This window comes from Scandinavium manionii (assembly GCF_024764775.1).
GTDB lineage: Bacteria > Pseudomonadota > Gammaproteobacteria > Enterobacterales > Enterobacteriaceae > Scandinavium > Scandinavium manionii.
In genome coordinates this window covers 90,623-111,492 of sequence record NZ_JALIGC010000032.1, presented here as the reverse complement: position 1 = coordinate 111,492, position 20,870 = coordinate 90,623, and the positions used below count along the sequence as shown (strand labels likewise).

19 protein-coding genes and 1 tRNA gene are annotated in these 20,870 nt (G+C 51.3%); 9 read left to right on the top strand and 11 right to left on the bottom strand.

What is annotated here, in order from left to right; genetic code table 11:
* Positions 1 to 164: 164 nt before the first annotated feature.
* The 4 genes from MUU51_RS03640 (at position 165) to pgeF (ending at position 3,281) form a co-directional block, all read left to right on the top strand.
* Positions 165 to 932 (top strand): basic amino acid ABC transporter substrate-binding protein, encoded by a 768-nt coding sequence (locus tag MUU51_RS03640; RefSeq protein WP_258967133.1) that lies wholly within the window; start codon positions 165 to 167, stop codon positions 930 to 932.
* Positions 933 to 998: 66 nt separating this feature from the next.
* Positions 999 to 1,763: an amino acid ABC transporter permease gene (locus MUU51_RS03635; RefSeq protein WP_159767752.1), complete on the top strand. Its 765-nt coding sequence runs from the start codon at positions 999 to 1,001 to the stop codon at positions 1,761 to 1,763.
* Complete coding sequence (locus tag MUU51_RS03630; protein ID WP_258967154.1) at positions 1,750 to 2,472, top strand: amino acid ABC transporter ATP-binding protein; 723 nt, start codon at positions 1,750 to 1,752, stop codon at positions 2,470 to 2,472. Before MUU51_RS03635 ends, MUU51_RS03630 begins: the two co-directional genes overlap by 14 nt.
* 89 nt (positions 2,473 to 2,561) lie before the next feature.
* On the top strand, positions 2,562 to 3,281 hold the full coding sequence (gene pgeF, locus MUU51_RS03625) for a peptidoglycan editing factor PgeF (RefSeq protein WP_258967132.1): 720 nt from the start codon (positions 2,562 to 2,564) through the stop codon (positions 3,279 to 3,281).
* Between the two features lie 173 nt (positions 3,282 to 3,454).
* Here the strand turns inward: pgeF and MUU51_RS03620 are convergent, their stop codons facing one another.
* Positions 3,455 to 4,684 carry an ester cyclase gene (locus MUU51_RS03620; protein ID WP_159767758.1) on the bottom strand — a complete coding sequence of 410 codons (1,230 nt, stop codon included), beginning with the start codon at positions 4,682 to 4,684 and terminating at the stop codon, positions 3,455 to 3,457.
* Between the two features lie 504 nt (positions 4,685 to 5,188).
* On the opposite strand from MUU51_RS03620, the gene MUU51_RS03615 reads away from it, so the two are divergent.
* Positions 5,189 to 6,409: an MFS transporter gene (locus MUU51_RS03615; RefSeq protein ID WP_159767761.1), complete on the top strand. Its 1,221-nt coding sequence runs from the start codon at positions 5,189 to 5,191 to the stop codon at positions 6,407 to 6,409.
* 58 nt (positions 6,410 to 6,467) lie between these two features.
* On the opposite strand, the gene MUU51_RS03610 is transcribed toward MUU51_RS03615, so the two are convergent.
* Entirely contained in the window at positions 6,468 to 7,256 is a 789-nt protein-coding gene (locus MUU51_RS03610) for a DeoR/GlpR family DNA-binding transcription regulator (RefSeq protein WP_159767764.1), read from the bottom strand.
* A 280-nt stretch (positions 7,257 to 7,536) separates the two neighbouring features.
* Between MUU51_RS03610 and MUU51_RS03605 the strand changes: the two genes are divergently transcribed.
* Genes MUU51_RS03605 through MUU51_RS03595 form a run of 3 tightly spaced genes read left to right on the top strand, consistent with a single transcriptional unit; the run spans position 7,537 to position 10,623 of the window.
* On the top strand, positions 7,537 to 8,979 hold the full coding sequence (locus tag MUU51_RS03605) for an FGGY-family carbohydrate kinase (RefSeq protein ID WP_258967131.1): 1,443 nt from the start codon (positions 7,537 to 7,539) through the stop codon (positions 8,977 to 8,979).
* An 11-nt stretch (positions 8,980 to 8,990) separates the two neighbouring features.
* Positions 8,991 to 10,217, top strand: coding sequence for an ethanolamine utilization protein EutH (gene eutH, locus MUU51_RS03600; RefSeq protein WP_258967130.1), 1,227 nt, complete (start codon positions 8,991 to 8,993; stop codon positions 10,215 to 10,217).
* Positions 10,201 to 10,623: a DUF1937 family protein gene (locus MUU51_RS03595; RefSeq protein ID WP_258967129.1), complete on the top strand. Its 423-nt coding sequence runs from the start codon at positions 10,201 to 10,203 to the stop codon at positions 10,621 to 10,623. The genes eutH and MUU51_RS03595 overlap by 17 nt, the downstream gene beginning before the upstream one ends.
* 65 nt (positions 10,624 to 10,688) lie before the next feature.
* Here the strand turns inward: MUU51_RS03595 and MUU51_RS03590 are convergent, their stop codons facing one another.
* The 8 genes from MUU51_RS03590 to hisD all read right to left on the bottom strand — a co-directional run bounded on the left by MUU51_RS03590 (position 10,689) and on the right by hisD (position 19,479).
* Entirely contained in the window at positions 10,689 to 11,897 is a 1,209-nt protein-coding gene (locus MUU51_RS03590) for an NAD(P)/FAD-dependent oxidoreductase (RefSeq protein ID WP_258967128.1), read from the bottom strand.
* The gene (locus MUU51_RS03585) at positions 11,894 to 13,291 is read right to left on the bottom strand and encodes an NAD(P)/FAD-dependent oxidoreductase (RefSeq protein WP_258967153.1); all 1,398 of its coding nucleotides are present in this window, start codon (positions 13,289 to 13,291) and stop codon (positions 11,894 to 11,896) included. The genes MUU51_RS03590 and MUU51_RS03585 overlap by 4 nt, the downstream gene beginning before the upstream one ends.
* A gap of 198 nt (positions 13,292 to 13,489) precedes the next feature.
* Positions 13,490 to 14,674 carry a cupin domain-containing protein gene (locus tag MUU51_RS03580; RefSeq protein ID WP_159767779.1) on the bottom strand — a complete coding sequence of 395 codons (1,185 nt, stop codon included), beginning with the start codon at positions 14,672 to 14,674 and terminating at the stop codon, positions 13,490 to 13,492.
* Positions 14,675 to 14,684: 10 nt separating this feature from the next.
* Complete coding sequence (locus MUU51_RS03575) at positions 14,685 to 15,467, bottom strand: HpcH/HpaI aldolase family protein (RefSeq protein WP_159767782.1); 783 nt, start codon at positions 15,465 to 15,467, stop codon at positions 14,685 to 14,687.
* On the bottom strand, positions 15,449 to 16,186 hold the full coding sequence (locus MUU51_RS03570; RefSeq protein WP_258967127.1) for an alpha/beta fold hydrolase: 738 nt from the start codon (positions 16,184 to 16,186) through the stop codon (positions 15,449 to 15,451). Before MUU51_RS03570 ends, MUU51_RS03575 begins: the two co-directional genes overlap by 19 nt.
* A gap of 2 nt (positions 16,187 to 16,188) precedes the next feature.
* Positions 16,189 to 17,382, bottom strand: coding sequence for an MFS transporter (locus MUU51_RS03565; protein WP_258967126.1), 1,194 nt, complete (start codon positions 17,380 to 17,382; stop codon positions 16,189 to 16,191).
* Positions 17,383 to 17,396: 14 nt separating this feature from the next.
* The gene (locus tag MUU51_RS03560; protein WP_258967125.1) at positions 17,397 to 18,164 is read right to left on the bottom strand and encodes an SDR family NAD(P)-dependent oxidoreductase; all 768 of its coding nucleotides are present in this window, start codon (positions 18,162 to 18,164) and stop codon (positions 17,397 to 17,399) included.
* Between the two features lie 7 nt (positions 18,165 to 18,171).
* Positions 18,172 to 19,479 (bottom strand): histidinol dehydrogenase, encoded by a 1,308-nt coding sequence (gene hisD / locus MUU51_RS03555; protein ID WP_258967124.1) that lies wholly within the window; start codon positions 19,477 to 19,479, stop codon positions 18,172 to 18,174.
* Between the two features lie 186 nt (positions 19,480 to 19,665).
* Here hisD and MUU51_RS03550 point away from each other — a divergent pair, with 186 nt between their 5' ends.
* Positions 19,666 to 20,694, top strand: coding sequence for a LacI family DNA-binding transcriptional regulator (locus MUU51_RS03550; protein WP_258967123.1), 1,029 nt, complete (start codon positions 19,666 to 19,668; stop codon positions 20,692 to 20,694).
* A gap of 96 nt (positions 20,695 to 20,790) precedes the next feature.
* On the opposite strand, the gene MUU51_RS03545 is transcribed toward MUU51_RS03550, so the two are convergent.
* A tRNA-Val gene (locus MUU51_RS03545) sits at positions 20,791 to 20,867 on the bottom strand.
* Positions 20,868 to 20,870: the final 3 nt, after the last annotated feature.

Sequence of the window (20,870 nt, the reverse complement as noted above, 5' to 3'; positions counted from 1 at the left end):
TATTTAATTATATAGCGGTGTGTTATGCAAACCCTTCATGCCACTTACCCATAAAGAGTGAGGGGATTTGGTTATAACAAGAGGTTATAACCTGATTCGGCTGTTGCATAACGCTGATAAGTTATGTATTTTTATGCAAATTAAATGCATAAAAAGGTGGTGGTATGATCAGCAAATGGATGAAGGGTTTTTGTTTAACAGCAGTGCTGGCAGCCAGTGCCCAAGTCGCAGCACAAACGTATATCGTCGGTTCGGGTGGCACCTATCGCCCGTTTGAATTTGAAAACAGCCAGAAACAGCTGGAAGGTTTTGATATCGATGTGATTAAGGCCATCGCCAAAGCCGAGAACTTCGATATCAAACTGATCAACACGCCGTGGGAAGGCATCTTCGCTACCCTCAATTCCGGCGACCGTGACATCATCATTTCCGGCATTACTATTACCGACAAGCGTAAGCAGATGATCGACTTCTCCGCGCCGTACTTCCCGGCTGAACAGTCGATTGTGGTGCCGAAGGATTCTAAAGTCAGTTCGCTGGCAGCGCTGAAAGACGAGAAGGTCGGCGTGGTGAACTCCAGCACCGGCGATATCGTGGTCTCTGACGTGCTCGGTAAAAACAGTACTGCCATCAAGCGCTTTGACAACACTCCACTGATGCTGCAAGAACTGTTTGAAGACGGCGTGAGCGCAGCGGTCGGCGACGTTGGTGTGGTGAAGTACTACATCAAACAGCACCCCGAAAAACAGTTCAAACTGGTCCCGGATGCCAAATTTGAACGTCAGTATTTCGGTATCGCGGTAGCGAAAGGTAACACCGAACTGCTTGGTAAAATTAACGACGGCCTGAAAAAGATCGTCGCCGACGGCACCTACGCCAAAATTTATCAAACCTGGTTTGACGCAGACGTTCCGACGTTGCCGGCTCAGTAATATCTTCTTTTTTATTTTCACGGCGATCGCCACGACTGACGATCGCCGTTTTTTCAGGGATAAGCTATGACGGGATTCCGTTGGGAAATTATCGAGGAGTACGGCCCGCTGTTTATCGACGGCGCGATAATGACCCTCAAATGCACCATTATTTGTGTGATCCTCGGTACGTTATGGGGTTTGACGCTCGGCCTGGGCCGGATGGCGAAGGCCGAACATGGACCGTGGAAATATGTGCTGCGCTACCTGGTGCAGTTCCCGGTGCGCTTTTATGTCAGTGCCTTTCGCGGCACACCGCTGTTCGTGCAAATCATGGTGGTCCATTTTGCGCTGGTACCGCTGTTCATTAACCCACGCGATGGTCTGCTGGTAACTCACGGCGTGATGAGCAGCGATTTCGCCCGCGAATTGCGTTCAAACTACGGCGCGTTTTTATCCTGCATCGTGGCAATTACGCTTAATGCCGGGGCCTACGTGTCGGAGATTTTCCGCGCAGGCATTCAGTCGATTGATAAAGGCCAGATGGAAGCGTCCCGCGCGCTGGGTATGCCGTGGTGGAAAACCATGCGCAAGGTGATTTTACCGCAGGCGTTTCGCCGCATTCTGCCGCCGCTCGGCAATAACGCCATCGCGATTGTGAAAGACTCTTCGCTGGCGTCGGCGATTGGTCTGGCAGACCTGGCGTACGCCGCGCGTACCGTTTCCGGGGCGTACGCCACTTATTGGGAACCGTACCTGACCATTTCGGTTGTCTATTGGGTAATTACCTTCGTGCTGGCGCAGCTGGTTAACCGTCTGGAAAAGAGGTTTGGCAAAAGTGATTCACATTAAAAATCTGCATAAGCACTTCGGTGCGAGTCACGTTCTGCGCGGTATCGACTGTGATATTCAGCCTCAGGAAGTGGTCTGCGTGATAGGGCCTTCCGGCTCCGGGAAAAGCACCTTTTTACGCTGCATGAATGCGCTGGAATCAGTGAGCGAAGGTGAAGTGGTGGTCAACGGCTTCCCGGTGCACGATAAGAAGACCGATCTCAATAAATTGCGCGAGAGCGTGGGCATGGTCTTCCAGCGCTTTAATCTGTTCCCGCACATGACGGTGCTGGAAAACCTGCTGATGGCGCCGATGGCGCTGCGCGACATGTCCCGCGCCGAGGCCGTAATCTATGCCGAAGGGTTGCTGGCGAAAGTCGGGCTGAGCGATAAGCGCGATGCCTGGCCGTCAAGTCTGTCTGGCGGGCAGCAGCAGCGCGTGGCCATTGCCCGGGCATTAGCGATGCAGCCGTCGCTCATGCTGTTCGATGAGCCGACGTCCGCGCTTGACCCGGAGTTGGTCGGCGACGTGCTGGAAGTGATGAAAAACCTGGCCACGGAAGGGATGACGATGGTCATCGTGACCCACGAAATGGGCTTTGCCCGTGAAGTGGCCGACCGGGTGATTTTCATCGACCAGGGCATTATTCAGGAGCAGGGCTCGCCGGAGCAGATTTTCAGCGCGCCGCAGAACCCCCGTACCGCGTCGTTTCTCAGTAAGGTGTTGTAATTAATCGTTGCCAGCGATGCCTGTCGACTTGTCGTAAAGGCGTCGCTGGATTACGGTTAAAGGCTACGACATTCGAATGACAGAACCTCATGGCCTATTTTTCCCGTTTACTGGCAGACATCCCCGGCGTTCGCCACGCCTTTCTCGATGTGCATGAATCCGCGGTGTTTGATAAATCCACCCTCGTGGATATCAAGCAGGTCCACGGCACGGATATCCTCAATTACGTCGCACCTCCTGCAGAGCGTCCTCATGCGGATGGGCTCTTTACGCAAATTGCAGGCCAGCAGATCGGGGTCTATACCGCAGATTGTTTACCCTTATTGATGGCATCGCGTGACGGACGCTTTATTGCCTGCGTCCATGCCGGATGGCGGGGTACCGCAGAGGGCATCGTGCGGGAAAGCGTGGCGCAGTTTATCGCAGCGAGGGTTAGTCTTGAGGATATTATCGTTGCTATCGGCCCGCATATTCGGCCGTGCTGTTATGAGGTGTCGCCCTCATTTTATGACGCATTATTACAAACACCTGCCGCAGAACAGGTGCGCCAGCACAAGCAGGATTTGTTCTCTGTGACACCGAGAGGGCCAAATGCGATCAGTGCCACAGCACGTGAAGAAAACAGTCTGTGGTTTGATTTACCGACATTTTGCGAGATTCATCTGCTGGATGCAGGAGTGCGGCAGGAAAACATCGACTGTCTGGCACACTGTACCTACTGTACGCCCGACAGCTTAGGGTCGTATCGCCGACGCACTCACGTTCCGGCAACGAAAACCCAGCAGGTATCATGGATTGTGCGGGATTAACGCGAAGGCCGACAGGATGTTCTGTAGATGGAGGAAAGCGCTACAGCGGCGTAACATCACACTGTAGCGCGATAAACGTGAAAGAATGCCGTTTATGCAGGAGCAGGGAAGAATGCCGGTCAGTCCACCATCTCAACGGTTCAGCGAAATTCCCCTGATTTTCAGTACTGCGATCAGGACACTAACTGAGTAATGACACCGAACTCATTAAAAATTGACCATTCCTGCTGAATAATACCGTCCTGAATACGATACTGGCTAATTCCTATTAAGCGAACCTCTTTACCTGTTGGTTTACCGTAGATGCCATTACCCAAATGTGTACCTTGCGCACTCCAGCGGACGGAAACTAAATACCCACTTTGATCATTCCCCATCCAGTAAACATCATCGACAGAGAATGTCAGGTCAGGGAACATGGAGAGCAGGGACAGGATCCAGGATTTATAATTGCCCAGGCCCTGATACACACGTTCTGTCGGTCCCTGATAGGCAATATTAGGTGAGCAGAAGTCAGTCAGTGAACGCAGCATTCTGCGGTTCCAGACGTTCTGATAAAATGCATTAATAAAGGCGCGGATGTCCAGTTTGTTGCTCTGTGGTAGCGGCAGCAGCGCTGGTTTACCCTGACCGGGGACACGGAATGGCTCACTTGCACCAAAATCGCGTGCCAGCGGGTTTTCCCCGTGTTTAGTCATCATATCGCGGGCAACATCAAACACATTTAATCCAAGCTGCTGAATAAGGCTTGCGGTGTTGTGCATGACATGTTCGTAGAATATTTCGTTTTCCAGCATCACGCAGTTGGCGATACACATGAAACGAACCGGTTTGTTGGTTGGGGCACCGAATTCACTAAATCCGGTGTTGGTGCCCATGATGTAGCTGCGGTGTGACGAGTGGAAACCCACATTTTCATCACCGGCCCAGATAACTTCATCACCCAGGATTCGGATATCCGGATAAGCATTCAGTGTCCGCGCGGTACCGGCAACAACCCGGTCACGTCCCACATGCAATCCCACATCATCCCACACATTACAGTCATGACTGTAGGTATCATAGATATAGCCAATATCGCCTTCTTCCCAGATGCGATGGGTGATACGGATGATGTAATCAATAATATTGACATATTCTTTGTCGAACCCACGCATCGGGTGGTGATGCAGATGAGAGGGAGTTTGTGCCAAAAATTTGTCTGTTCCGCCACGTTTATAGCTGTCCCAGGAAATGTTGAAATCGGACGGCATATGGTGATCATCGAGTTGCCTTGGCAAGCGATTCAATGAAGAAGGCACGATTTTCTTATCCTTTTGATTTTCATTACTATTGTCGACTCTTGCTTCAGTCAGGTTTTTACTGTCATTCACATCATTGACTATCTGTGGTTTGTTCATCATGCCCTCTTTACCTGGTTTCTGACATCGTTGATTAAGTATTTCAATCAGTTAGCTCGATCCCGTGCGTTGCTACGCCATAACCACACGGCTGTTTGGGTGTTGTCTTGATGTTGCTTGTTACGTATCTATTACGTTAAGGACAACATAAATCAACACAAATGTCACATTTATGATGATTTTGGTGATCTTCTTCACACTTAAACGTGTTCTCAGCGGGGCGTTGCCTCTTCTCGTTGGCTTTATGTTGTTTTTTTATGACTAAAGTGTGATTTGTGTGTTGTTATTGGTTGTGCTTGGTGTGTATATTCGTTTCTATTGTGTTGTTTTGCTGTTTAGGTCAACAGCGGTAGCGTCTGATTAATGGGTAGGGATGAATGAGGGTAAAGACAAGGCGACCAGTATGAATAAAATCTGCTGAATCTTGATAATCAACCTAATCCGCTGAAGAGGCGGAATTTGTAATGAATCCGTTCTTATGAGCGTAATGACAACCAGGATGCGAATATGTTTAAACAATTATTCTCTCGCCGGGAAATATTCCTGTTCTTTATTATGAGTTTGCTATTTTTTATCTGTATTAATGGTTACGATGCCTTTCTTGCTTCCTATATGGTGCAACATGATATTCCACCTGAAATTATCGGCTTGATAATGGGAGCCACGGGACTGGCAACCGTACTGTTACGTTTCCCACTTAGTGTGGTATCCGGGACATTACATAACAGGAAAATATTTATACAATTGAGCCTTATTTTGCCGATGGTCATGTGGCCAATAGCCTATTTCCATACCAATGATATTACATTGTATATTGCCAAAACGTCGTCGGGCCTCGCCTCAGCTACGTGGGTGCTTTATAACATTATGTTTATCCGTTATTTCAGTAAGAATGAAGCACCCGCTGCGGTGGCATTGCTCGCACTGGCAAGTCCCGTTGGTGTATTTTTGGGAAATAGCCTGTGTGGGATCATTGTGCAGAATTTCCCGCCCAATTTAGGCTTCTGGATCCCGAGTGCTGCAGCGCTAGCGGCGTTGTTTATTTCACTGTTCTTACAAGAGCATGTCGAAACACCGGTAAAATCGACATTAAATGATTGTTTTAAAAGCGCCTGGGGGCAACTGACTGATCGTACCATTTGGTTTGTCGGGATCTTGTGCGCCATTGTTTTGCTGGTGCCGTTCGCCACTCGCGATACATTGACACCCATCTATATGCTGAAATTGGGCAATAAAGGGATGTTGATTGCGGTTCTGAGTAACCTGCATTTGTTGTTCTACGCACTGGCTGTTGCGTTATGTAGCGCCTTTTTTTATCCGCGATTAGGTTTAGTTAAAACCGCGGTCATTGGTTCGCTTTTACAGGCTATCGCTGCGTTAGGCATTCCACTGACGCAAAACTACCTCGTCATATCTGCTTTCCAGGCGTTAGCCGGTTTTTCGTTTGGTATGGCTTTCGCGGTGATGATGTCACTCAGCGTAGTTAACACGACATCTGAGGAGCAAACCGCACGTATGGGATTGTTTCAGACTATTTATGCGACAGGCATGTTTTGGGGACCGGTATTAATGGGGATTATGCTGAAATATTTCACCATGCAGGCAGGCTATATGTTGATCGCTGGGCTTTCATGCTTCGCCGCACTACTGACCGCAATGGCAGCTAAACTGGTTCAGCACAGAACCCCACGATGTCAACCGGGCATCGTTGTAGAAAAAAGCGTGTAGCCAGACTGGCCGTGGTAAGGAACATCACGGCCAATTCGCACGAGCAGGTCACAATGCCTTATCGCTCGGTTTCTACTTCAGCGAATGTGACGTTTACATTGGCAGGAAATTTACTTTTCCGGTTCTGAGATCCATCGTTAGTGGTGAAGAGATAGTGGATTTTATCCCATCCGCAGACCAACGTTGTTGCGTGGTTTTGTAGTTTGTGGCCGTCGGCCAACACCACTGTGCGATTGCTGTTCTCAATCATCTGCCGGGCAATAGCTGCCTCATTAATATCCTGATCCATCATCCCGACGTCGGTATGTACCGCGCCAGCACCAATCACTGCATAGTCAACGAAGAAACGTTTGATGTTATCGAGGGCGATGGCACCGACACATTCAAATTTCGAACTGATGAATTCACCACCAATCAGAATCGTTTTAATGCTGCTATTTTCATGCAGGACATTGGCAATCAATGGTGAATTGGTGACGACGGTTAACTCGTTTATCTCAACCAGTTGACGAGTAAACTCAAGAGTCGTGCTGCCGAAATCGATAAAAAGCGAATCACCCGGTTTGAAGAGTTTAGCGGCATGACGGGCAATGGCTTTTTTTTCACTGGCGGCAAGCTTCGCACGTTCATTAAATTCCATTTCAAAACCAAACTGGCTGCTGACCGCGCCACCATGGATTTTCTTAATTAACCGTTGCTCTTCAAGTTTATTTAAATCGCGTCGTATCGTTTCCTGAGAGACCTGAAATATGTCTGAGAGCTCATTTACAAAAACTTGTCCATTATCTTTAAGTTTTTCCAGAATGATGGCTCTTCTCTCTAAAGAACTGACGACTTCTGTATTCATTGATGTTCCCTGATCGCTTTATTTTGATTGAAAATAGGGCGGTGAGAAATGCCCGACATATTTTTCAGCGTGTAATTATACACTATTAGCGTAAACGACCTTATCATTTTGTGTAACCCTCTGGCGACTGAAGCACTTTGCTGGCTACTAAAATGAGATCATGATCACAATACGTTGGGGATCCGTGACTTTAAATTGCCTTGCTGTGGCTTTTGTGTAATTTTCAACACTAAAGCCACATATAAGCAACATACAAATCACACCTGCAAGTGAGACGATTATGCTAAATCAACGTTACGCCGCTATCGATCAAGGCACAACCGGAACACGGGTGGTGGTCTTTTCTGAAGACGGAAGACACCATTCACCGGCCAGTGTTGCTCACAAACAAATTACACCCAACCCCGGATGGGTTGAACATGATCCCATGGAAATTTTGCGTAACATCCGTAATTGCCTGGGAAGTTGTAACGTAGTGGATGCTATCGGTCTGGGACACCAGGGCGAAAGCGTGGTCGCCTGGGATGCGCGCAGTGGCCTGCCATTATATAACGCTATTATCTGGCAAGATCAGCGTACCGAAAATGTGGTGCAGGCGCTCAAAAAGGAAGGCATAGAGGAAATGGTGAAGGCGCGCAGTGGACTGCCGCTGGATACCTATTTTTCGGCCACTAAATTAGGCTGGATCATGCGTAATGTCCCTGGCGCCGAATCACTCTCAAAACAGGGACGTTTATGCCTGGGCACAATGGATGCCTTCTTTTTGTTTCACTTATGCGGCGTGCACGCCACGGACTACAATTCCGCCTCCCGCACATCATTGTTTAATATCCACACCCTGCAATGGGATGAAGAACTTTGCCGTCTATTCGGGGTACCAGTCAACGCGTTACCAGAGGTAAAGGACAACGTAGGGCATTTTGGCAATGTTACGCTCGACGGCAACGTCATGCCGCTGACCGCCTGTATCGTCGACCAGTTTGCGGGAACCTACGGTCACGGCTGTCTATCAGCGGGCCAAATGAAAATCACCTTCGGTACCGGCGCTTTCCTGCAATCGATAGCTGGTCATGCCATCCCGGACCCTAAAGATTCCGGGTTGCTGCCAACCTTGTGTTGGAAAATGCCGGGCCAATCGCCGGTCTATGGGCTGGACGGTGGGGTTTACAACGCGGCTTCAGCCATCAACTGGGCACGTAAAATAGGCCTGTTCACGGACATTGAAGAATTCAGTGATTTTCCGGCGCAATCGGCTATTGCTCGTGGGCTGGCTTTTGTGCCTGCGCTATCTGGATTGGGCTGTCCTTACTGGGACCGCTCAGCTGCCGGTATGTGGGCCGGGCTGTCGCTTGAGACGGAGCGCAAAGACATGCTGCAGTCGATCCTTGAAGGCATTGCGGTCCGTTCGGCTGAAGTGGTTATTGCCATGGAAAAAGTCGGGCCAGTGGGAGAGTCTATCTCTGTCGATGGTGGATTGGCGAGCAATCAGTACTTTAAGCAATTCCTGGCAAATCTGTTGCAAAAAAACATCGTTACTCCGGGCAATAAAGAAATGACCGCCCAGGGCATCGCGATGTTGGCACGTAAGGGGCTTGGGATTGAGCGTGAGCTGAAAATCAACACCCAGTATGAAGTAATTAAACCTTCGGAAAATAACCTGGCACATCTGTTCCTGCGCTATCAGGACATTATTTCCCGCGCCCGTAATCTGCGTCAGGAATAAGAGGTTAGTGTATGTCAGAGATCGGTAACCTCATTATCTATATCATCATGGCGGGTACGCTGTTAGGCGCACTGGCTTCGGTTGCTCGCCCGGAAAGTGGCTTGGGACGTGAGTTCGTCAACGGTATCCATTCCATCGGCCCTGTTTTTCTCGCCCAGGCGGGAATAATGGCAGCGCTACCGCTATTGACGCATGTGATAATGCATACTGTCGGCCCCCTGTTTCAGTCGATGGGGTCGAACGCGGCCATTGCTGCGCTCTCGGTTATCGCGGTGGATATGGGCGGCTATCAGTTGGCAAATGCTCTCGCTGCGAATCGGGATATGTGGATAATCGCCATGCTGGTCGGATATACCTCTGGAGCCAGCATCGTGTACCTGATTCCTGTGGGTCTGATTATGCTCAAAAAATCCGACCATAAGTATCTGGCACTCGGGGCGATGGCCGGACTTATCAGTATTCCTTTTGGTGTACTGGCTTCCCTGATGGCAATTACTTTATATAACGTTCCGGTCCGGGAGATTATTTCGACCACCTCACTGGCAAACTATGCGTTAACTATTGATTTGATTTCAGCACTAAAATTGCTCGCGCCGTTGTTTGGTTTTTGCTTTTTTCTGGCGCTTGGCCTTAAATATCGACCCTTGATCATGGTGAGCGGTTTTTTGATTTTCGGCAAGATTATGGATGCCTTCATTAAGATAGTGCTGGCACTGTGTATCATTGAGCATTTCACCGGGTTGTTTACCCACCTGTGGGGTGGCTGGATATTCGATCCATTATTTGCTGATGAGAAAAGTGCATATCGTGCGATCGAGATGGCCGGGTACATTGGTATTATGTTGGCCGGGACATTTCCTGTCTGTTATCTCTTTCAGAAATACTGTCAGGGCATGATGCGTTATATCGGGAAAAAACTGTTGTTGACCGATACCGGTGCTCTGGGATTAGTGATGGTGCTCGCCAATATTATTGCTGTTTATCATCTGTTCCCGTCAATGCGGGCCAGAGATAAAGTGCTTTGTATCGCCTTTGGTATCTGCGCGCAGGCTACTCTGGGAGACCATTTGGCTTTTACTGCTAATTTCCAGCCTTCACTGGTGATCCCGGTTATGGCCGGTAAATTTACCGCCGGCCTATTAGCAATAGGGATAGCGATGATCATTTCCGTGCCAGCTGCTGAAGAACTGGAGGCAGAAACACTGGCTCCTGATATTGTTAATGACCTTACCGCATGATCTGATTTTATTTTCACCCCTGCTTATTTGGAGAAATACCGCAATGAGAAAAATATTTCTGGCTTGCCCTTATAGCCACACTGATGGTGTTGTCGTGAATGAACGCTTTAATACCTGTAATCAGGTCGCGGCAACAATTATTGAATCTGGCAATATTGTTTTCAGCCAGGTCAGCATGTCGCATCCCATAAACCAGGTGTTTCAGCATACGGAGAAAGGCGAGGTTGGCAAACGTTGGGCCCCCATAGATGCCTTCTTTATGTCGACAATGGACGAACTGATTATTATTGATTTGCCTGGCTGGGATCAGAGTGTGGGTATTCAGCGAGAAATTGCTTTTTTTGAGCAACGTGGGCAGCGTGTAAGTTTATGGTCCGAAAGTCAGGGCGAATTTGGCTCTGAATAATATTATAATACCTACAAAAAGGGCCGTTAAACGGCCCTTTTTTATATCTGATGTCAGCTGGCCGGTCAGGATTCAATTGATATGTGCAACGCGCTTTGTGCCGTCACATTACTCATATCAACATCCTTCAGTAAAATGCGGCGTTCAGGCATGCAACGATAGCGGCGACGATAAAGCTCTTTACTACCGTCGCGTACGACCACATAGCCGGTGACAGGACGTTGCACGCGGATGTTGAAGGTTGTTTTATTAACGGTATCCATCAGGCGCACAATGCTGGGAGCTGAGATACGGATGATGTCATCGTGCTGCACCGAGATAAACTCGGGAGCAATGGATCCTGACGGCAGTGCAGCCGCAATCCTCCCACCAATGCGCAGCCCTTCCTGATAACACTGATCCCCCATATCGGCAGGATGGGTCATGTTGCCGACGGCGTAGTATCCCGGATCTGAGCAGGCACCATTTTGGTCAAACAAAGGCCTTCCGGTACCGAAGTCAGAGGCCAGATGGCTTTTACGAATCAGGGTGTATTCACCGGTAAATTTGCCGGTGAAAATGACGCTGTCGCACGGCAGGGTCTTATGTTCCCCCTTGGACAATATTTCAATACTTTCAACACGCTCACTGCCGTTAATACGTGAGATACGGCTATTGCAGTGTACCGGGACATTCAATAACCTGGCGAAGAGCAGGCACAGACGCCAGGCTGTCGGGCGTGGGCCTTCTTCAATCATGGCCACTGCACGAACGCCAGCATTTTTGAGGGTCCAGATAGCAGAAAAACTGACAAGTTCAGTGCCGATTATGACTGGATGATCCCCTGGTTTGAGACCACGTAAATAAACAAATTGCTGTAACGCGCCAGCCGTCAGTACGCCTTGTGGGCGCACGCCGCTCACCAGACGGGGATGACGGGGTGTTTCTCGCACACCTGTCGCCAAAACGATTTTTCGTGCTCTTAAGGTTTCCAGTCCGGCATCTGACGATACCTCGATTTGACCATCCGGTAACAGGGAGGTGACGGTTGTTGCGGTACGGATAGGGTACTGAACATAGGTGAGTAGTTTCTCAGCCCAGGTGTGTCCTTTCATCGGACGGAGGAATGTCAACATCCCAAACGTGGGATGACGGCAGTGTTTAGGCACACCACCCGGTTGGCTTTCTCGTTCAATCAACAGGACATCTTTAACGCCCGCGTGTTGTAGCGCCCGCGCGACGCCTAACCCTGCTGGCCCGGCACCTATGATGATGACATCGTACAGCTTGCTCATTTTATCTGCCCCGTTATCAACGTGTTGTTAAAGCGGTCGCCAACAATTTCAGCTACATGGTTGCTACAGAAAAAACCGTTGCAGCGTCCCATCATGACCCGCGTCCGACGGCGCAGTCCGCCTATACAGTCCGGAGGGACATCCGAATCAAACGCGGCTTCCAGCTCACGACGTGTCACCCATTCACAATGACAGACCACACCGCCATTTCCCGGGCAGGTATAATCGCGTGGCTCATAGTCTGAGAGCATGGGCATCTTTGGCCAGTGAGGATTTTTTACTGGCGCCAGCGTAAACAGTGCTGCAAAACGCTGGAGGTAGAGTGTTTCAAGATGGCTGGCAATGCCAAGCGCCGCAGTGAGTCCGGTAGAGCGAATCCCCCCTACGGTTATCCACTGTTCTTCAGGATAAGGGAAAATCCGATACTCTTTTTGCTCGGTAGCCGGGCGTAAACCAGCATAAGTGGCGGTGACGGAGTAATCCGCCAGCGAGGGCAGCATTCGCTGACCCTGAGCAATCAGTGATTTCAGCATCTCTTCATTGACATCAGCGCGGTCGCGACAGGTTTGCTCTTCTGCTGTCGGTCCCAGCAACAGATTGCCGAAAATAGTTTTCGACAATAAAACGCCCTTACTGCGCGCCGTCGGAACCGGGAGAATAATGGCATTGATTTGTGTCGAGGCCGGTTTATCAAACACCAGAAACTGGCCTTTGCGTGGCCTGATTTCAAATTCAGGGATACGCCATAATGCATCAATCTCATCGCCATGGTTTCCTGCACAGTTAATCACCAGTGCCGCCTGATAGCTATCAGCTGAGGTGCTGAGCGTCCATTGGCCATCATTGAATTGTGCCCCGGTCACTGCACAGTTAAAGCGATACTCTCCGCCATGTTTTACACCCTGAGTCAGATAGGCCAGCGGACTGCTCCAGGGATCGATAATTCCTTCTCCCGGGACAATCACGCCACCCATAACACCGGCCGCAAGATGCGGCTCCCGTTGATAAATCTCTTCGGCACTGACCTGTCTGACATCCGACACCCCATTTTGATGTGCCTGAGAAACAATTTCCGGCAATGCCGCCAGTTGCTCGTCATTCCAGGCGACGACAATGGCACCCGTCTCAAGGAGCGGGAGATTCATTTTTTGATGGATAGCTTTGTACTCAGCATATCCCGCTTGCATACAGGCAAGCTCAAGACTGCCGGGGGGGGCATCAAAACCTGTATGAAGAATAGCGCTATTAGCTTTGCTGGCACCTGAAAGAATATCTTCGCCTTTTTCCAGCAGCAGCGTGCGTGCACCCATTAGCGTGAAACGACGAAAGACTGCGCAACCAACCACACCGCCGCCAATGACGATGACATCAAAATCGTGAGTTTTCTGCTCCATAGATATTTGCCCATGCCTGAATGATGATCTTATGTCACCACAAGGCAACACAAAAAACAACATTAAAGATGGTAAAACAACATCAAAACCACAATTAAAGGCATTGAACATAACAAAAAAGCCATCTGACGTGCAGATGGCTTTGAAAGAGAGAATCGGTAGGATTTTTTACCGGCGGAAGAGCCAGTATTGGGCGAACTAGTTTTCGATGCGTGCGGTGTAGGCCGCAGACACGCGGCGGGCAACCTTACGTGCCGTAAGAGGCATGACATCTACCTTCGCAATATAGCCGTCAGGATCGACAGCCCAGCCGTGTTGCTCTGCTGCGGCGACGATCTCTTCATCCCAGTAGAGCGTTTTGCGCTGATCGCCGCGACTGGTCAGCGTCACTTCACACTCACCGTCCAGCGCACGGTACTGCCGCCAGCAGTTTTCCGGAACAGAAATGACCGAGCGCTCAGGGGCGGTGAGGACCACCTCTTCGCCCTGGTGATTAAACGTCACTTCCAGCGTACCTTTAAAGACCATGATCACCTGTACCTGCTCACAACGGTGACGGCCAAGCAGGCCGCCAGCTGGCAGTTTCAACCATTCCACTGAAAAACCATGAGGACGGATAATTTTCGGCTGGCTGTTTCGATCCTGGCTGACACCAAACCCGATAACCGGCGCAATTTGTGCGCCGTGGCCGGGCAGGATAGCATCCAACAATCCCTGCGAAGACCACTGGCGTTGCTCACCCGTTACCGCAAATTCGGCCATTTGCTGTGGCGTATAGTGGGTGAGGCTCTCGATCTCGGCTTGTGCCAGCTCCGGCATCAGTGCCGAAGCGTCCGGAATCGCATCTCCTTTTTCAACATCGATCAGCATGTTCTCACGGCTGAGATATAACCCGTATTCTTTCGCCGCCTGCATTACGGAAGGGTGCCAGATAATTCCGCCCGTATTATCGCCGCCCAGTACGGTGAAGACCCAGCCATCGGTATCCGTTGCTGAAGCGTTGGTAAAACCACGGAAAATCCACGTCGGGATCGATAAAATCGCCGGTGCGCTGAATGTTGCTTCATTTTCGCCGTTTGCCCCCCAGCGAAAACGCCAGCTCCCTTCATGGATCAGGAACACTTCGGCGGTGAAATGAAGATGAAGATTATTGGTGACGCCTTTCGGCATCGCGGCAGCGCCGATATTGAAACCGTGAGGCAGCGGAATATTGATGACTTGCTCGCTGGATTGCGTGACGCCAGGCCCGATAAACGAGTAATTTTGCTTAAGATGAGAGCCGGGTAATTTGCAGTCAATAAACGCCACGCTGCATGACACCATATCTTCTGGCGTAATCAGACGCTTACGAGCTTCTTCGTGGGTCAGAGTCGTGTTTTTCATACCATCTCCATTAATAACCGGAACCTGAGCGGGCCGGAGGAACGTCGCCGCGAGCGCGAGCAACCGCTTCGCGACCAGCCTGAGAGAGTTGCATAACATCATTTGCTGGCGTCACCAGGGTGAAGCCTTGCGCGATACGGTCAGCCGCAGCCTGGCCCGAGGTGCAGAAGATTCCGGCGATTTTTTGCGCCGCTTGAGTGCGTTTGAGAACATGATCGACCGCCGACAGCATTTCCGGGTGCTGAGACTCTGCGCTGGCTGTACCGGTCAGCGTCAGGGAAAGATCGTTAGGCCCAATGAAAATGCCGTCTAATCCTTCAACATCGAGGATCGCATCCAGATTTTTTAAGCCGTCACGGGTTTCGATCATCGCCAGGGTCAGGATTTGCTCGTTGGCATGTTGAGGATAATCTTTGCCACCATACAGCAGGGCACGCGCGGGTCCGAATGAGCGGTTACCCAGAGGCGGATAGCGGCAGGCCGAGACGAAACGGCGCGCCTCGTCGGCGGTGGAAACCATTGGGCAGATAATGCCGTATGCGCCTGCATCGAGCAGTTGCATAATGAGCGCCCCGTCATTGTGCGAGACACGTGCAATGGGGGTTGCAGGAGTCGATGAGAGTGCCTGCAACATGGTCAGCGCGGAGGCGAAGTCGATCATACCGTGTTGCATATCGACCGTGACCGAGTCATACCCCTGGTGGCCGACGATTTCGGCACTGTAACTGCTCGGAATGGCCAGCCAGCCATTGATTATCGGTTGCTGGCGTTGTTTTAGTGGGTTAAGTCGCATAGCAGGACCTCGTTTAACCATGAATGAAGGGCTTTGGCTGTCAATTGTGGCGCTTCAAGCGGCACAAAGTGACCGACGCCAGGCAGCGTTTGCCAGTCTGCAGAGGGCGCAGCGCGGTGTACGGCGCGATGATGCTCCGCCGTGCAAATCGGGTCTTCTTCACCGTTCACCAGCAGAACCGGTACGGTGAGTTTTGCCAGAGCATCCCGACGATCGATGCGGCTGATGGCGATTTCTGTCTGTCTGGCGAAGACCTCATGACCGCAATTTTGCGCCATGGCGATAATGTGCTGGCGCAAATCGTCATCGTTTTGGCGCTGACCAGCGACATAGCGTGGCCAGAGCTGTTGTGTAATAAACGCCTCAAACCCAAGCGCCCGAGCGTGTTCTACAGCCGCCCGGCGCGGTTGCGCATTTTGCGGCAGATCGGCAAACGGATTGACCGAAATCAGCGCCAGCCCCGCGATACGCTCCGGGGCGATGGCCTGCAACTGTAACGCGACAATCGCGCCCAATGAAAATCCACACACACAGAACCTTGCAGGTAGCTGCGCCAGCAGACGCTCTGCGGCGGCTTGTGCGCACGCTTCGTCTTGCAGCGTCAGACACTGCACATGACTGACAGAGAGTGTATTCAGCATCGGTTGCCAGAGCTGCTCGTCGCACAGGGTGCCGCCGAGCAGAATTAACGGAACAGCCTCGTTTTTAATCGGTTTCATCTTCATGCCGGTATGGTTTCAGGTTCACGACGGGCTTCAACCATGCGGATCACATGATGGATGAGCACAATCGACAGGATGGAAATCAGGCCGACCACCAGGAATCCCTGCTTCATGGCGAAGTAGTATTTGATGTAGCCGACCAGCACCGGGCCGAAGAAAATCCCGGCGGAGTAGATACTCTGATAAAGCCCGACGCGGGTGGACTGTTGCCAGACTGGCGTATGGGTGATTATCAGAGAATTCAGCACGGTGAAAATCATACCGAAGGACACGCCAGCCAGCGCCTGCAGGCCATAGAGCGCCAGTATATTCGGCGCATAAGGCATTGCGATGGCGACCACCCCTTGCATCACCCCGCCAATCACCGCGGTTTTGGCGAGGCCGAGTCGGCGATAAAACACCGGCGCGCAGAGTGCGGTGGAGAGGGCGTAAAAGAACAAGTGAATGCTGCTTAATGTTGCCAGTGAACCTGCCGCCATGCCGAATCCTTCCGCCAGCAGCGGCGTGAGGGTATCGCGGGTGGCAAACGGCACCATCATCACCGCGGCACAGAGGCCGCCGAGAAACCAGACAGATTTATCACTAAGCTGGCTGCGCACGGCGGAAGCGGCGGCTTCTTCACGCGCACGCTCAGGACGGCGTTCACGGATGAAGAACGTCAGCAGCAGGGCGAGGGTTGCCGCCGCAGTGGCGACGAGAAAGCTCGACTGTGGGCCGAAATGACGCGCCATAAAACCCGCCAGTGAGATGCCAATAAAAGTGCCTACCGGGGAGGTGACGCTGAGCAACGCCACGGCGGCAGCGGCTTCAAGAGGCGGGAAGAAGGCGACAAACATCACGTTGTAAATCACCCATGTCGCGCTGGTCACGCCATCGGCCAGCTTGGCAATAAACAAGGTTTCCGGTGTCGGATGTAAAAACACTATCGGCCAGGAAAGAATGGTAAACAGCAAACCTACCTGAATAATGCGTTTACGGTTATGAAAACGGTCGGAAAGGATGCCTGTCGGGAAACGCAGCAGCATCGACGCTAATCCCGTCGCACCGATAATAATGCCCATCGTTCGGGCCTCGACATTTAGTGAGGTAATGTAAGGCGCGAGAAACGGATCGAAAGCATGAATGCTGACGAAAAACAGCAGGCTGATAATGAAGAACAGCAGGACATCACGACGCAGTAATTGCACAGACATAATAACCTCCAGACTCAGGATGCGGTCCAGCCGCCATCAACCATTAACGCTGTGCCCGTGATCAGAGCTGCAGCCGGGGAGACCAGAAACACCACCGGTCCCATCACATCTTCCAGTTGCCCTAAACGCCCGAGTTTAATGTTACTCAGGACCTGCTGATGAAATTGCGGGTCGGCCAGTGAGCTTTGCGACAGTTCGGTTTCAATAAACGTCGGGCACAGGGTGTTGACGCGGATCCCGAAGGGGCCTAATTCAATGGCCATCGCCCGGGTGAGGCCTTCCAGTGCAAATTTTGATGCGCAATAAACGCTGCGCATGGGGCCGCCAACATGGCCCATTTGTGATGAAATATGCACAATCGAACCCTGAATGCCGGCACTTTTCATCCGCCGTACCACTTGCTGGGACAGGAAAAATGTCGCCCGCACGTTGATGTCCATAACGGCGTCATAGTTCTCCTGACTGACATCGGTGAAATGCTGATGCCGTGCCAGTCCAGCGCTGTTAACCAAAATATCCATTTGAGGAAGGTGTTCGATAACGTGCTGAACATCCTCAGTCCGGGTGATGTCAACCTGCACCGGGTTGAGTTTCAGGCCTGCCTCGCTGGCCGTCACTACCGCGCTATTGAGCCGGGAAGCGTCACGGGCGGCAATCCATACCTCTGCGCCGGCCTCGGCCAGTGCCAGTCCCACAGCATATCCGATGCCGCGAGAACCTCCTGTCACCAGCGCGCGTTTTCCATCCAGACGAAAACTGGGGGTTTTGGGCAACGTCATCATTACATCCTTATTCAACAATGCCGGCGTAAGGCACATTTCTGTGTCCGTAGCGGCGTACGCGAATGTTTGCTTGCTCACCGTGACCTGCAAATCCTTCAAGCGCACACAGGCGAGAGCAATATTCGCCAACATGGGTTGAAGCTTCATCGGTAAGGACTTTTTGGTAAGAACACGTTTTGAGGAATTTGCCTACCCATAATCCACCGGTATAACGTGCGGCCTGTTTTGTCGGCAGAGTATGGTTGGTGCCGATAACTTTATCCCCATAGGCGACGTTAGTGCGAGGTCCGAGGAACAGTGCGCCAAAATTACGCAGATTCTGCAAGAACCAGTCAGGATTACGGGTCATCACCTGTACATGTTCGAAAGCCAGTTTATCGGCGATATCCCGCATTTCTTCGTCGTTGTCAGCGACAATCACTTCGCCAAATTTGTCCCATGACTGACGAGCGATATTCGCCGTGGGTAAAATCTCTAACAAGCGCTCGATTTCAGCAAGTGTTTCAATAGCGAGTTTTTCAGAGGTCGTCAGCAAAATCGCCGGAGAGTCCGGGCCATGCTCAGCCTGACCAAGCAGGTCAGTGGCGCACAGTTCACCATCTACGCTGTCATCAGCAATTACCAGTGTTTCGGTTGGACCCGCAAACAAGTCGATACCCACGCGGCCGAAAAGTTGTCTTTTAGCCTCGGCAACAAAGGCATTGCCCGGTCCTACCAGCATATCAACGGGGGCGATAGTTTCCGTGCCAATCGCCATCGCAGCGACAGCCTGGATCCCGCCAAGGCAATAGATTTCATCGGCACCAGCCATATGCTGTGCGACGACAATTGCCGGGGCTGGTTTGCCATTGAAGGGTGGGGCGCAAGTGATGATGCGGGGAACACCCGCCACTTTTGCGGTGATGACCGACATGTGGGCTGAGGCCAGAAGAGGATATTTTCCGCCCGGAACATAACAACCTGCCGCGCTGACCGGAATGTTTTTATGACCAAGGATCACGCCCGGCAGCGTTTCAACCTCAACATCGTGCATGCTGTCACGCTGATGCTGGGCAAAATTACGAACCTGCTCCTGGGCAAAAGCGATATCGGCAATATCTCGCTCGGACAATTGCTCATAACAGGTGGCAATTTCTTCAACGGTTAACCGGTAGCTTTCGCGATCCAGGTTGTCGAAGCGAATGGAAAGCTCCCGCACCGCCGCGTCTCCTCGTTCCGCGATATCCGCCAGAATACTTTCGACGGTTTCCCGAACCTTACGGTCTGCGGATTTAATTGCCTCAGCTTCAGCGCCGTGTTTCAGCCATTTTGCCATGATTGTCTACTCTCCAGTGTCTCTTGTGCAGGTGTGTGAATTCGAATGCATTCATACTAGTCATGAAATAAATCGGAAAGAAACTTTTATTGCATTCGAATGCAATGGAGATCGCAAAAATTATGATTAAGGGGTGTAATCCCCCATAATGTCTGTCACGGTATTTCTTTTTGAAGGGAGCTCTCAATGGTCGAACGTATCCGCCGTCCCGTGACAAGCTATGAAGTGGCAAAGCTTGCAGGCGTTTCACAATCTGCGGTATCACGTGCCTTTACCGAAGGAGGCAAGGTCTCAGATGCGACTCGGGAAAAAGTCAAACTCGCCGCAGCACACCTGGGTTACCGGCCGAGTTTTGTCGCACGTTCACTGATAACCCGTCGCTCTAATATGATTGGCGTAGTGGTGCCTGGTTTGATGAATCCCTTCTATGCCGGGCTGGTGGATGAACTGTCGCACGCCTTCAACGAAATGGGATACCGCGTGCTGCTCTTCTCAATGCAGGGCGATGGCGATACTGATCCGATTCTGGAAGATATACTGCGGCATCGCGTCGAGGCGTTGATCTTAGTGTCCACTATGCTTTCATCCCATTTTGCGGAAGAGTGTCAGCAGAATGGCTTGCCTGTATTACTGCTGAACCGAAAAAATGACAGCAAAAGCGTCTCAAGCGTGACCAGTGACAACCTCGCAGGCGGCGCACAAATTGCCGATTTTCTGGTGGCGGGTGGGCACCAGCGTCTGGCGTTTATGGCCGGGCTTGACAGTTCATCGACCAGCCGGGATCGCGAGAAAGGTTTCTGCGATCGCCTGCATGCACAGGGTTTTGCGCCACCGCTACGTGTTCAGGGTCTATACGATCTTGAAACAGCGATGGAAGCGACCCGTCAGTTGCTTAGAGGTAAAGAGCGTCCGGATGGCATTTTCTGTGCCAATGATATTATGGCGATAGGCGCATTGAATGTGGTGGTCGGTGAGTTGGGGTTAGTGGCAGGGCAGGATATCTCTGTCGTGGGGTTCGACAACATTCCGATGGGCGCCTGGCCTTTATTCAGCCTGACGACCTATGTTCAGCCGATCAACGACATGGTGGCCTCCGCGGTGCGGATCATTACTCAGCGATTCGACGATGCTGATTCACCGGCAGTCCAGCAAGTGCTGTCGGGAAAACTGGTGGTACGAAACAGTGCACGCCGACCGACCCAGACTGAAGTTTGAGGCGCGATAAGAAGGGCGAAAGCTCTTCATTGCCTGAATATTGTTATGTGGGCAGCGTTTGAGAGTAACAGAAAGAGAGGAAGCGAATTTTTAGAATGGTGCGTCCGAGTGGACTCGAACCACCGACCCCCACCATGTCAAGGTGGTGCTCTAACCAACTGAGCTACGGACGCACA

Bases quoted from the DNA above. Each gene is read 5' to 3' on its own strand.
- MUU51_RS03640 (WP_258967133.1), top strand. From the start codon at position 165: ATGATCAGCAAATGGATGAAGGGTTTTTGTTTAACAGCAGTGCTGGCA.
- MUU51_RS03635 (WP_159767752.1), top strand. From the start codon at position 999: ATGACGGGATTCCGTTGGGAAATTATCGAGGAGTACGGCCCGCTGTTT.
- pgeF (WP_258967132.1), top strand. From the start codon at position 2,562: ATGGCCTATTTTTCCCGTTTACTGGCAGACATCCCCGGCGTTCGCCAC.
- MUU51_RS03620 (WP_159767758.1), bottom strand. From the start codon at position 4,684: ATGATGAACAAACCACAGATAGTCAATGATGTGAATGACAGTAAAAAC.
- MUU51_RS03615 (WP_159767761.1), top strand. From the start codon at position 5,189: ATGTTTAAACAATTATTCTCTCGCCGGGAAATATTCCTGTTCTTTATT.
- MUU51_RS03610 (WP_159767764.1), bottom strand. From the start codon at position 7,256: ATGAATACAGAAGTCGTCAGTTCTTTAGAGAGAAGAGCCATCATTCTG.
- MUU51_RS03605 (WP_258967131.1), top strand. From the start codon at position 7,537: ATGCTAAATCAACGTTACGCCGCTATCGATCAAGGCACAACCGGAACA.
- eutH (WP_258967130.1), top strand. From the start codon at position 8,991: ATGTCAGAGATCGGTAACCTCATTATCTATATCATCATGGCGGGTACG.
- MUU51_RS03595 (WP_258967129.1), top strand. From the start codon at position 10,201: ATGACCTTACCGCATGATCTGATTTTATTTTCACCCCTGCTTATTTGG.
- MUU51_RS03590 (WP_258967128.1), bottom strand. From the start codon at position 11,897: ATGAGCAAGCTGTACGATGTCATCATCATAGGTGCCGGGCCAGCAGGG.
- MUU51_RS03585 (WP_258967153.1), bottom strand. From the start codon at position 13,291: ATGGAGCAGAAAACTCACGATTTTGATGTCATCGTCATTGGCGGCGGT.
- MUU51_RS03580 (WP_159767779.1), bottom strand. From the start codon at position 14,674: ATGAAAAACACGACTCTGACCCACGAAGAAGCTCGTAAGCGTCTGATT.
- MUU51_RS03575 (WP_159767782.1), bottom strand. From the start codon at position 15,467: ATGCGACTTAACCCACTAAAACAACGCCAGCAACCGATAATCAATGGC.
- MUU51_RS03570 (WP_258967127.1), bottom strand. From the start codon at position 16,186: ATGAAACCGATTAAAAACGAGGCTGTTCCGTTAATTCTGCTCGGCGGC.
- MUU51_RS03565 (WP_258967126.1), bottom strand. From the start codon at position 17,382: ATGTCTGTGCAATTACTGCGTCGTGATGTCCTGCTGTTCTTCATTATC.
- MUU51_RS03560 (WP_258967125.1), bottom strand. From the start codon at position 18,164: ATGATGACGTTGCCCAAAACCCCCAGTTTTCGTCTGGATGGAAAACGC.
- hisD (WP_258967124.1), bottom strand. From the start codon at position 19,479: ATGGCAAAATGGCTGAAACACGGCGCTGAAGCTGAGGCAATTAAATCC.
- MUU51_RS03550 (WP_258967123.1), top strand. From the start codon at position 19,666: ATGGTCGAACGTATCCGCCGTCCCGTGACAAGCTATGAAGTGGCAAAG.